The sequence below is a fragment of the Grylomicrobium aquisgranense genome (assembly GCF_033971865.1).
GTDB lineage: Bacteria > Bacillota_I > Bacilli_A > Erysipelotrichales > Erysipelotrichaceae > Bulleidia > Bulleidia massiliensis.
On the sequence record NZ_JALBUR010000049.1, the window covers coordinates 1 to 11202 of the forward strand.

An 11202-nucleotide genomic window follows, 5' to 3' on the forward strand; every position below is an offset into this window, starting at 1 on the left:
GATATTATGCATATTTTTCACATGAATAAATCGGCTTTTGGTTTGCACTGATAGATATACAGCGAAAATATGTGCAAGCGCAAAAAAATGAGCTGTAACAGCTTATTCAACTGTTACAGCCCCTTTTGCTTTATTGTCGATCATGTCAATATATGTGAAGTCATGAATCTGGGTCAGATCACCATGGTGCAGTGTCATCTCTCTGTATTTCTGGGCAGATTCATAGTAGAGATCATCGCTCATGAGTTTTCTGTATGTTTCGTATAATGCGGCCATTTCAAGGTCTTCTTCATACAGGTATACCCCGAAATGTCCTCTTGCGGCTGCCATGGCATTGTAGTTGCGCATACAGGTGTGATCTGCGATTAACATCTGTGGAATGCCATTGACCATTGCCTGGTTATAGAAATAGGTATTGCCATCATGGATGACCGCGGAGCAGCCGTTGATCAGGCTGCTGTCCGGTTCCTTGATGTAGTGCAGGTTCTTGTATGCGTGGGCGGGGATGCCTTTGATCCAGATGTAAACATAGTAAGGTGCACCGGCAAAGGCTTCTTCAATGATCTTTGCGATTGTCTTTGGCCGGCTGTGCAGACTGCCAAGGTAGATACATACCCGGTTGGTTCTGGTCTTGCGGTGTTCCTCAATGTTCATGGAGCCGATTCTTGTGATATTGGCATCAGATGGAAACGGAGCACTCTGCAGGCAGCCAAAGGCAAGCCGGCGCACACTGTGGGCATATAGAGTCTTAAGATCCAGTTCCTGTTCTGTCTGCAATTGTGTCAATGCCTGGTTGATGCCATGCATGCAGCGGCTGGGAAACCACGCATTGCGGTACATGGCAGGATGGACAACAGTCCAGCAGGGAATCTTATCAAGCTTGGCGGCAATATTGGCGGCCGGGCGGTTGATGGCAATGATCAGATCGGGGTGGAAGTCAGCGATGGCATCCTGAATGTCCTGGGTATCGGAAAGCACGGCATTTTTTGTCAGCAGGCCCTGGGAGTACATCCATTCTTCATAGGAACGGTTGTCGGCACCCCAGTTGAACAGGGGATGGGATGGCAGATGGCTGGGGTAGACACGCACCTGGCGGAAGGTGTTGTCTGGATCACAGCAGATGGCGCATTCCATGCCAGCAGCAGTGAAAACATCGGCCATACTGCGGGACAGGAAGTACGCTGCGTCTGCTTTGGGATGTACAATGAAGGGGACAATCAGTATTTTCATCGAAAATAATGATACCATTTTTATTAAGGGGACGCGCTTGATGATGCGTGATGTGTGCCTATGAAGAACAGAAATAAGGATGAACGGGATACGGAAGAGATCCCGGTGATCAACGAGGAACCAAAGAAAAAGCATGGATATGGACCGGCCATTGCAGTGCTGGTAATTGTCGTGGCCATTGCTGGTGTCAGCGGGTACATCTTTAAAAAGAAGAATGATGCATCACCTGCACCAACAGTATCTGCTGTATCCACTGCCAGTGCTTCACCCACTGCTTCTGCCAATCTGTATTGGATTGTGGAACCGGGCATGGCGATGGATGATCTGATGATCCTGACCACTTCCACCTATTCTGATTCCAGTGATACAAGTTCATGGGAGAAAACCGGCATGCCGGTGAACTGGGATGATGGTATGAAAGATGCCTATGCAACACCGTTTGTGGGCATTTCCAGGTATGGCGCACTGGCCGTACAGGACTTTGATGGCAATGAGGTATTTCAGGCCAATGTGACATTTGATCAAGACAAGATCAGCTATGATGCTGTGGATCACTGCTTTATCTACAGAGATGGCGATACGGTGTATCGGATTTCCCGTGATTTTTCCACATTGTCAGAATTTACACCATCCTCTTCCAAGGCATTGAAGGACATTGGCTTTGTGATGCTCGATGACAAACTTGTCTATGTTGAACATGGCAAGGATGGCAAAACGGCATCGATTGTTTCTGACAAAACGTATGATGCCTCAGGCCATCGTGCGATTGTGTCAGTGGTGGATTCTTCTTTTGCAATGACAGGATATAAGATTCTGGATGAAAGCGGAAATGCATTGGCGGATGGGCCTTCCGGCATGGTGGTCAAAGACAGCTTTGTCAATGGGTATTATGCTGTGGAGGAAAAGAGTCAGGACGGTTCTTCACTTTTGACAGACAAGGACGGGCTGATGGCCATTGTCAGGGCAGATACCGGTGAAGCCATGACTTCGTACATCTATCAGGATGTGCTGTATTTTGAGGATGGCTATTGTCCGGTAAAACGGGATGACAAGTGGGGCTTTATTGATGAAACGGGCAAGGAAGTCATTCCGTGTGAGTTTGATGCCGTGTCCTACACGGTCAATAGCCATGCCTATGTATGTCATGATGGTCAGTGGGGTATCCTGAATCTGGATGCTTTGAAAAGCAATGCCTTTGTGACGATGGATGATCTGTTTCCAAGTGCCGTGCAGGAAAGTGTCAGTGGGACTGTGACGGTGCTGGCGGATAATCTGAATGTGCGCGAAAAGCCGTCGTCTGCAGCCAATGCCGTGGATCTTGTTTACAAGGATGAAAGTTATCCTTTTGATGCCATGATGGAAAACGGCGGCTATACATGGTACCGGATTGGTGAGAATGAGTGGATTGCGGACAAAGATGGTGAATATCTGAAGGTGGAAAAGAATGAAGGATAATAGACGAAGAACAAAACATTCATTCCTGAAGATTCTTCTTGCCATTGTGCTGATGATCGTAGCAGTGACAGGTGTATCATTTGGTATTTATGTCAGTGACTATTATCACGCGGACGAAACGGCCCTGTCCCTGCTGGAAAATCCTGGTGATGTGTCAATTCTGCAGGATGATCAGGGTAACTATACCGTCCTGCCGCAGAAGGCAGGTGATACCGGGATCATCTTTTATCCAGGCGGCAAAGTGGATGAGCGTGCCTATCTGCCATTATTAAAGAAGTATGCAGAAAACGGCATTACCTGCATTCTGGTCAAGATGCCGTTCCATCTTGCCGTGTTCAATATGAACGGGGCAGATGGCATCCAGAAACAGTATCCCAGGATTACAAAGTGGTATCTGTCCGGACATTCGTTGGGCGGTGCAATGGCAGCAGCTTATATTGCCGGGCATGTGTCAGAATATCAGGGGCTGATCTTACTGGGCGCCTACAGTACAAAGGATTTATCGGATACGGATCTGACGGTGGTGTGGATTGATGGGGATCAGGATGGTGTGATCAATCAGAAGCAGGTGCTTAAGAATCAGGATCACTATCCTGAAAATACGTATGTATTTATGATTGCCGGGGGAAATCATGCCCAGTTTGGCAGCTATGGCGTGCAGAAGGGGGATGGACAGGCATCCATTTCTGCAAAGGAACAATGGCAGGAAACGGTGGATGATACGCTGGCAGTGATTTCGTGATTGCATGGTTTTGTGAAATTGTGCGTTGAAATGCGCATCATTCTCAAATATCATTGTTCTGGAAAAACAGGAGGCAAGAATATGCTGGAAGTATTGAATCATCCGCTGATTACACATAAGCTGACCCAGATGCGCAAAAAGGAAACCGGTACAAAGGATTTCCGTGAGAATCTGGATGAGATTGCCGAGCTGATGGCCTATGAGGTGTGCCGTGATCTGCCGACAAGGCCGGTGAGCATTGAGACGCCGATTGGACCGACAACAGGCTTTGAACTGAGCCGTGAGGTTGTGATTGTGCCGATTCTGCGTGCAGGTATTGGTCTGTTGGATGGCATCCGCAGACTGGTGCCGACAGCCAAGGTTGGCTTTATTGGCATGTACCGTGATGAGGAGACACTGAAACCGCATGAGTATTTTGCCAAGTTTCCTTCCAATCTGGATGAGGCCATTGTGATGGTTGTGGATCCGATGCTGGCAACCGGCGGCAGTGCCGTGGATGCCATCAATGCGATCAAGAAGCGCGGTGCCAAGACAATCAAGCTTGTCAGTCTGGTTGGTGTACCCGAAGGCGTGCAGGCTGTCCAGCATGCACATCCGGATGTGGACATTTACCTGGCTGCTCTGGATGACCATCTCAATGAGAAGGGCTACATCGTACCGGGTCTTGGTGATGCCGGTGACAGAATCTTCGGCACCAAGTAATGACACAGTTTCTGCTGCGCACGGCAGTATATCTGGTCTGCTTTGTTATGGCATGGTATGCCATGTCCGGCGTCAACTTTGAGAAGTTTCTCAAACCAGGGCATGTCGGACAGGCATGGATGCTGTATTTGTTCTGTGTGTGCGCACTGGCATACCTGGCAGGAAGTTTTCTGCTTGCATTTGTTTATCTAAAATAAAGGAATGATCCCTTTCCAAGGCCATAAAGAGGCAGAAAGGGATTTTTTCTATGAGTGAGAACAACGAAAACATGCAGAACTATATGTATTACCGCAGCCGTGTGTATCAGGATCTGATGCCGGGGCATGTGGAGATGGCGATGATTTCAGAGCGCAACCACCTGCAGCGCTGTCAGCTGTCTTCCAGCGAGAACCTCGGCATCCAGGTGAAGCAGGGTGATATCTGCTATACCGACTTTGGCCAGGGATATCTCTATGAGTGTGCCTTCCAGCATTTCGGCCTGGTGCTTTCCATCTATGGCTCAAAGGCACTGCTGGTGCCCATGACCAGCAACACGCTGCAGTACCGCAATGCCTATGATCCCAATGACAATCCAAGCGGCCGGAAACACCTGATGCGGATCGGTCTGATACCGGGGATGCGGAAACACTCTGTCTTGTTTTTGAATGACCTGAAGTATGTCAATACTGCCAGAGTCATTGACATCATGGGACGCATTGATCCGGGCAGTGATCTGTTTATTGAGATCCAGACAAGAATTCTGCGGCTGATCATGAGTGATGGTAGAATAACGACATGCTTGAAGCGTATCAGGGAAAACGATATGTAATCGGCGTGTCAGGGGGCAGTGATTCCATGGCACTGTTAGCCATGTGTGTACAGGAACACATTTCTGTACTGGCTGCTTTTGTCAATTACCATCAGAGAAAACAGGCAGATGCAGAGCAGGCATATGTGACCTCCTGGTGCCATGCACATCATGTTCCATTGGCTATTCTGGATGATCCTTTTACATGGAGCGGCAACTTTGAAGCGGCTGCCAGAACCTGGCGCTATGACTTTTTTGAAAAGCTTGTCAAAGAGAATAAGTACAATGGCATCCTGGTGGCCCATCATCAGGATGATCTGATTGAAACATGGATGATGCAGAAGGAACGGGGTATTGTGCCAAAGTATTATGGTTTGAATGCTGTATCTTACTGGCATGATATTCCGGTATACCGGCCGCTTCTTTCCTATCGTAAACAGGAGCTGGAAGCTTACTGCACAAAGAATCAGATTGTGTATTTTGTGGATGAAACAAACCTGCATGGGGAAAACCGCCGCAGCCAGCTCAGACAGGAAGGCAATCTTTCAAAGCAGGAAAGAGAAGAGATTCTCAAAGAGATTGAGACTGCCAATGCGGATCTTGCTTTGATCAGAGAGGAAGCGGCATCCTGCTTTGAGGCAGGCGGCATTGACCTGCAGGCATATCTTGCAAAGCGTGAAGAAGTCCGGCTGAGTGCCCTGCGGCAGTATCTGGATCCGGATAATCATTTTTCCTGTACGAACAAACAGATGAAGGAAATTGATGATCTGTGCCATCATGATGATTTCTGCCTGGATTTTCATGGCAGTCTGATCGGCAGAGAAAACCAGCATGTGTATCAGGTGCCTGCGATTGGAATGTATCAGGACGTGTATGAATCGATTTGTTACGGCAGTTTTGATCGGTATGTGATTTCTTCTTCTGGCAGCACAGTCGAAGCTGTGAGTGTGAAGGAAGATGATTTTCCTTTGATGATTCGCAGTGTACTACCGGGTGATGCCATTCAGATGCGGTTTGGACATAAGTCTGTGCACAGATTCTTTGTGGACCGGCATGTTCCCAGAGCACTGCGTTCTGGCTGGCCGGTTGTGGTCAATGCCAGAGGAGATCTGATCCTGGTGCCGGGACTTGGCTGTGATATCCATCATTACAGCATAGCTCCTTCTATGTATGTGCATGCCCGGAGTCTTGGTGAGCTTGCAGCGAAACATCACTGAAAGAGACAGCCGGAGGCGAAACCCTGTGATTTGTCTTGTTTGAGGAAAGAAAATCTGCAGATTGGTCTTAAGGTGTCGGGCAACATAGGCAAACGGTTGCTGAAAGGCTTCCATGCTGTGGTATCATATCTGACATGGAGGCATTTTCTATGTGGGAAAACAATGATATTGGAAAAGTGCTGGTCAGTGAGGAACAGATTGAAAAGCGGGCCGCTGAGCTTGGCAAGCAGATTACCGAGGATTATAAGGCAGTTGGCCGTGCTCCCCTGCTGGTTGCGCTGTTGCGTGGATCTGTGCCGTTTCTGGCTGAGCTGATCCGCCATATTGACCTTGATATTCAGTATGACTTCATGGATGTATCGTCTTATGAAGGAACGGAATCCATCGGTGATATCAAGATCATCAAGGATCTGGATACTTCCATCAAGGGTGTGGACATTCTGCTGGTAGAGGACATCGTCGATACGGGCAGAACGATTGATACCGTTGTGAAAATGCTGAAACATAAAGGGGCTGCCAGCGTGAAGGTCGCAACACTGCTGGACAAGCCTTCCCGCCGCATCAACGATATGAAAGCTGACTATGTTGGCTTTGAGGTGGCAGATGAGTTTGTGGTCGGCTTTGGCATGGACTACAACCAGAAGTACCGCTGTCTGCCGTATATCGGGGTGCTGAAGGATGAATGCTATGCAGGTAAGGAGCAGTAAGAATGCAACAGAAAAATGATGCAAACAAGTGGCTGCGGTTTCTGCCGTATGTCATTCTGATCGCCGCGGTCATTTCATTGTTCTCGATGAACCCCGGCAGTTCCTCACAGGAGCTGGATTACAATACCCTGCAGGATGTGCTGGTAAACCAGGATGTGACCCAGGCATCTCTGTCTGTAGGCTCTAATGTGACAACGATCAAGGGTGTTTATGAGAATAATGGCCAGAAGGTGACTTTCAGTTCCAAAGTGCCGAGCACTTCGGATGAGATTGCCAAGGTTATGACAGATCTCAGCGGTGCCAGGGTTTCGGTTGTGGATGCGGATGCGTCCAATGCTTTCCTGGATACGCTGCTGTCCTTCCTGCCGGTTGTGCTGATGTTTGGCGTGACCATCTGGATGGTCAACCGCATGGCCGGAGCAGGATCTGCCAACAAGCAGGCCTTTGATTTCTCCAAGTCCCGTGCCCGTCTGGAAGGCAAAGTTAAAGTGCGCTTCTCAGATGTGGCTGGCTGTGACGAAGAAAAAGCAGAGATGGCCGAGATTATCGACTATCTGAAATATCCAAAGAAGTTTGAGCGGATGGGTGCCAGAATTCCAAAGGGCATCCTGCTCTCCGGCCATCCTGGTACTGGTAAGACACTGCTTGCCAAGGCCGTTGCCGGTGAGGCAAATGTACCGTTCTATTCCATCTCTGGTTCTGACTTTGTCGAGATGTTTGTTGGTGTTGGTGCCAGCCGTGTGCGTGATATGTTCAAGAAGGCCAAGGAAACGGCACCGTGCATTATCTTCATCGATGAGATTGATGCCGTTGGCAGACAGCGCGGCGCTGGTTTTGGCGGCGGCCACGATGAGCGTGAACAGACACTGAACCAGCTGCTGGTTGAGATGGATGGTATGGAAGACAATACCGGTGTTGTGGTCATCGCTGCCACAAACCGTCCGGATGTACTGGACCCGGCATTGTTGAGAGCCGGCCGTTTCGACCGTCAGATTACGGTCTCTCTGCCGGACCGCAAGGGCAGAACTGCCATTCTCAAGGTTCATGCCAGAAACAAGCACTTTGCCAATGACATCGATCTGGATGCTCTGGCCAAGCGTACACCTGGTTTCTCAGGTGCTGATCTGGAGAACGTGCTGAATGAATCTGCGATTCTGGCTGTGCGTGAAAATCTCAATGAAATCGGCATGAAGCAGATTGATGAGGCCATTGACCGTGTCATGATGGGACCTGCCAAGGTATCCCGCACCTATGATGAGAAAACTAAGAAGCTGGTTGCCTATCATGAATCCGGTCATGCCATTGTTGGTCTGTACCTCGACGATGCGCAGGTTGTGCAGAAAGTCACCATCATTCCGCGTGGTCAGGCAGGCGGCTACAACCTGATGACGCCAAAGGAAGAAAAGATGATGAATACAAAGAATGATCTTCTGGCAACGATCACGTCCTATATGGGCGGCCGTGTTGCCGAAGAGCTGTTCTTCGATGATGTCACCACCGGTGCTTCCAACGATATCGAGCGGGCAACCAACATTGCCAAGGATATGGTCACACTGTATGGTATGAGTGATCTTGGTCCGATCAAGTACAACTCCGGTTCTGAGAATGTGTTCCTGGGCCGTGATTACAACTCTCCGAACAATGTGTCCGGCCAGGTGGCATTTGAGATTGATGAAGAAGTACGCAAGATCGTCAATGAATGCCATGATAAGGCCAAAGAAGTCATCTCTGATCACAAGGAAGAGCTGATCCGCATTGCCAATGCCCTGATGGAGTATGAGACGCTGACTGCTGAGCAGATCCAGAAGGTTGTCAAGGGTGAGCCGATTGAGGATACACCTGCAGATAAACCTGCTGATCAGCCGGCTGAAACAGCAGCGTAATTAATGTAATGCATGAATCCGAAGGATGATCCTGTCCTTCGGATTTTTGTCTGCCGAATCCGTACTGACGTAAGGCCAATCGGTCCAATGGTGAATCCAATCATGTCCAATCGCAAGTCTGTTCGGTGCAGTGATATGACTGTTCTTTCGCCTTTTATAAAGCATCAGGGGAAATGCATGCCTGCTGATGATGCGCCTGGAAAGTAAGACATTGACCACAAATATGGCTTCCCGTCACATATACAATATGGGCTGACTGTCAGATATCTTCCCAACAAGTTTGATGACATGTAAAGGAAATGCTTGACACAATTGCATCGAAACTTTTTAATAATTTTACGTTGTTTTTGCATTACGGAGGGGATGCCATGCAAACACTTGAAGCATTCATCAGCCTGTTTTTTTCACCATTGATTTCTTTGAAAATCTGGCGGAGCAGACAGAACAAGAAGACATTGGGATTTAATGATCTGGTTAATTATGGGATCTTTTGCCTTCTGAATATGATTGTTGTGAAATTTGTATGCAAAGTTGTTCCGGCGCTGAATGGCAGTAGTCCATGGGATGGAACGTATGCGGTCATTGCGTTCATTATCGGGGCTCTGCTTCCGTACATCGTTGAAATATTACGGATAGCTTTTCCAGGGAAAGTAGAGATCACCCAGAAATGAAAAAAATCATCCGCGGTGTGCTTTTGACTATTTTCTTTATGTTCTTGTTTGTCCTGCTGGCTTTTGACATTGTTGGAAATGATCTTCTTAATTGGTTTAATGAGAGATTTGGCGTTTCACTCAGAGAAATTCTGTATACGGTTCGCTCGCCAATGAAAGGGGCGGACACTAATTTCTTGTGGGAAGCTGTACACTACTGTCTGCCTGCCATCTTATTATTCCTTGCAATAATCGTGCTGATCCTGTTCTGGGATCGAGGCGTCATGCGCAAAGTCAATACAGTTGTCTCCATCAATATTTTCAATAAGGTGAACCTGCATATCAATGTCAGATGGCTCAATCGTGTACTGGCTCTTGTTCTTGCTGTATGTATGTTATTCCCATTATCGCAGAGGGTAGATGCCAGTTTATCAGTTGGAGATTACATTTCTTCATTGAAAGACCAGACGACGATTTATGAAGATTATTATGTGGATCCAGAGAGTGTCAGTATTGTACCGGCGAACGAGGAAAAGAAAAATCTGATTTACATCTATATGGAAAGCATGGAGACAACATATGCATCCGAAGCTGTTGGCGGTCATCAGCCTGTAAATAATTACATTCCAAATCTGACTGAGATGGCAGATGAAAATATCAATTTTTCGAACAGCAATCAGTTGGGCGGCTGGCATACAGTGAATGGAACAGGTTGGACGATGGGCGCATTGTTTGGAACAACCTCAGGTATTCCTTTTACCTTTCCAGTCGACGGGAACTCTATGGATGACCGCAAGAATTTTGCCTCAGGCGTGACTACTTTAGGCGAGGTTTTAGATGCACAAGGTTATAACCAGGAATTTTTATGCGGCTCGGATGCGACTTTTGCTGGACGCAGTGAATATTTTCAGCAGCATGGTAATTATCAGATTTTTGATTACTATACGGCAATTGAGAAAGGCTATATTCCAGAGGATTATTATGTTTGGTGGGGGTATGAGGACAAATACCTGTATCAGATTGCCAGAGACGAAGTGACCAGGCTCGCATCAGAAGATGAGCCTTTCAATCTTACGTTTCTGACTGTTGATACACATCATGTTGACGGATATGTTTGTGACCTTTGTCAGGATGAATATCCAGAGCAGTTGGCAAATGTTGCCTCCTGTGCGGATCGGCAGGTCAAAGAATTTGTGGACTGGTGCATGGAACAGCCGTTCTTTGAGAATACACAGATTATCATCACCGGTGATCATCCCCGCATGGATAATGATCTCGTGGCAGATGTGGATTACTATGACCGTACCATTTATAACTGCTTTATCAGTAAAGATGGACCGACTGATGTGAATATGAAAAATCGGGAGTTCAGCGCTTTGGACATGTTTCCAACGATTCTTTCCTTCCTTGGGTATGATATTGAAGGCGACAGACTGGGGCTCGGTGTCAATCTCTTCTCTGATCAGAAAACGTTAATGGAACAGATGGGATATGACAGCTTTAATGCAGAGCTGTCTAAATATTCCGAATACTATATAAACCAATTCTCATGATGGGATGAAAGTCCAGCTTTGTGAAAGCGTATGGAGAATGTCTGTCCATGCGCTTTTCTATAGTGTGTCGGGCATGGCACACATCTAGCCTGCAATAGAGGCAGGCCGCGGGTATTTGTCGCCAAGCGAAGTGAACTACCAGACGAGGATGAATAACCCAGAGCGAAAGCAGTAGCTAGCATATTTCTGAGCTTACGTACAGAAACCTGATTGAGGCCATAAGGCGGATAAGGCTGCTATGCAAGCTGAAGTCCAAAAGACAAACGTAAAGCCGAC

General features: G+C 47.6%; 11 protein-coding genes. 10 read left to right on the forward strand and 1 reads right to left on the reverse strand.

Features of this window, described 5'->3' with window-relative positions; translation table 11 throughout:
- Positions 1-102: 102 nt before the first annotated feature.
- Positions 103-1230 (reverse strand): glycosyltransferase, encoded by a 1128-nt coding sequence (locus MOZ60_RS10810; RefSeq protein WP_370596692.1) that lies wholly within the window; start codon positions 1228-1230, stop codon positions 103-105.
- A 60-nt stretch (positions 1231-1290) separates the two neighbouring features.
- Between MOZ60_RS10810 and MOZ60_RS10815 the strand changes: the two genes are divergently transcribed.
- The 10 genes from MOZ60_RS10815 (at position 1291) to MOZ60_RS10860 (ending at position 10926) form a co-directional block, all read left to right on the forward strand.
- Positions 1291-2685, forward strand: a complete 1395-nt coding sequence (locus MOZ60_RS10815; protein WP_370596693.1) for a WG repeat-containing protein — start codon at positions 1291-1293, stop codon at positions 2683-2685.
- On the forward strand, positions 2675-3427 hold the full coding sequence (locus MOZ60_RS10820) for an alpha/beta hydrolase (RefSeq protein ID WP_370596694.1): 753 nt from the start codon (positions 2675-2677) through the stop codon (positions 3425-3427). Before MOZ60_RS10815 ends, MOZ60_RS10820 begins: the two co-directional genes overlap by 11 nt.
- Before the next feature lie 81 nt (positions 3428-3508).
- Positions 3509-4129: a uracil phosphoribosyltransferase gene (upp, locus tag MOZ60_RS10825; protein WP_108775234.1), complete on the forward strand. Its 621-nt coding sequence runs from the start codon at positions 3509-3511 to the stop codon at positions 4127-4129.
- Positions 4129-4326 carry a DUF1146 domain-containing protein gene (locus MOZ60_RS10830; RefSeq protein WP_108775233.1) on the forward strand — a complete coding sequence of 66 codons (198 nt, stop codon included), beginning with the start codon at positions 4129-4131 and terminating at the stop codon, positions 4324-4326. Before upp ends, MOZ60_RS10830 begins: the two co-directional genes overlap by 1 nt.
- A 50-nt stretch (positions 4327-4376) precedes the next feature.
- Positions 4377-4937: a putative type II toxin-antitoxin system PemK/MazF family toxin gene (locus tag MOZ60_RS10835; protein WP_108775232.1), complete on the forward strand. Its 561-nt coding sequence runs from the start codon at positions 4377-4379 to the stop codon at positions 4935-4937.
- Entirely contained in the window at positions 4904-6133 is a 1230-nt protein-coding gene (tilS, locus tag MOZ60_RS10840) for a tRNA lysidine(34) synthetase TilS (protein ID WP_370596695.1), read from the forward strand. Before MOZ60_RS10835 ends, tilS begins: the two co-directional genes overlap by 34 nt.
- A gap of 149 nt (positions 6134-6282) precedes the next feature.
- Positions 6283-6840, forward strand: coding sequence for a hypoxanthine phosphoribosyltransferase (hpt, locus tag MOZ60_RS10845; protein WP_108775230.1), 558 nt, complete (start codon positions 6283-6285; stop codon positions 6838-6840).
- Between the two features lie 2 nt (positions 6841-6842).
- Positions 6843-8723 carry an ATP-dependent zinc metalloprotease FtsH gene (gene ftsH, locus MOZ60_RS10850; RefSeq protein WP_108775229.1) on the forward strand — a complete coding sequence of 627 codons (1881 nt, stop codon included), beginning with the start codon at positions 6843-6845 and terminating at the stop codon, positions 8721-8723.
- A 299-nt stretch (positions 8724-9022) separates the two neighbouring features.
- Complete coding sequence (locus MOZ60_RS10855; RefSeq protein ID WP_370596696.1) at positions 9023-9394, forward strand: hypothetical protein; 372 nt, start codon at positions 9023-9025, stop codon at positions 9392-9394.
- Positions 9391-10926, forward strand: coding sequence for a sulfatase-like hydrolase/transferase (locus tag MOZ60_RS10860; RefSeq protein ID WP_370596697.1), 1536 nt, complete (start codon positions 9391-9393; stop codon positions 10924-10926). Before MOZ60_RS10855 ends, MOZ60_RS10860 begins: the two co-directional genes overlap by 4 nt.
- The last annotated feature ends 276 nt before the right edge of the window (positions 10927-11202 follow it).

Bases quoted from the DNA above. Each gene is read 5' to 3' on its own strand.
- MOZ60_RS10810 (WP_370596692.1), bottom strand. From the start codon at position 1,230: ATGAAAATACTGATTGTCCCCTTCATTGTACATCCCAAAGCAGACGCA.
- MOZ60_RS10815 (WP_370596693.1), top strand. From the start codon at position 1,291: ATGAAGAACAGAAATAAGGATGAACGGGATACGGAAGAGATCCCGGTG.
- MOZ60_RS10820 (WP_370596694.1), top strand. From the start codon at position 2,675: ATGAAGGATAATAGACGAAGAACAAAACATTCATTCCTGAAGATTCTT.
- upp (WP_108775234.1), top strand. From the start codon at position 3,509: ATGCTGGAAGTATTGAATCATCCGCTGATTACACATAAGCTGACCCAG.
- MOZ60_RS10830 (WP_108775233.1), top strand. From the start codon at position 4,129: ATGACACAGTTTCTGCTGCGCACGGCAGTATATCTGGTCTGCTTTGTT.
- MOZ60_RS10835 (WP_108775232.1), top strand. From the start codon at position 4,377: ATGAGTGAGAACAACGAAAACATGCAGAACTATATGTATTACCGCAGC.
- tilS (WP_370596695.1), top strand. From the start codon at position 4,904: ATGCTTGAAGCGTATCAGGGAAAACGATATGTAATCGGCGTGTCAGGG.
- hpt (WP_108775230.1), top strand. From the start codon at position 6,283: ATGTGGGAAAACAATGATATTGGAAAAGTGCTGGTCAGTGAGGAACAG.
- ftsH (WP_108775229.1), top strand. From the start codon at position 6,843: ATGCAACAGAAAAATGATGCAAACAAGTGGCTGCGGTTTCTGCCGTAT.
- MOZ60_RS10855 (WP_370596696.1), top strand. From the start codon at position 9,023: ATGCTTGACACAATTGCATCGAAACTTTTTAATAATTTTACGTTGTTT.
- MOZ60_RS10860 (WP_370596697.1), top strand. From the start codon at position 9,391: ATGAAAAAAATCATCCGCGGTGTGCTTTTGACTATTTTCTTTATGTTC.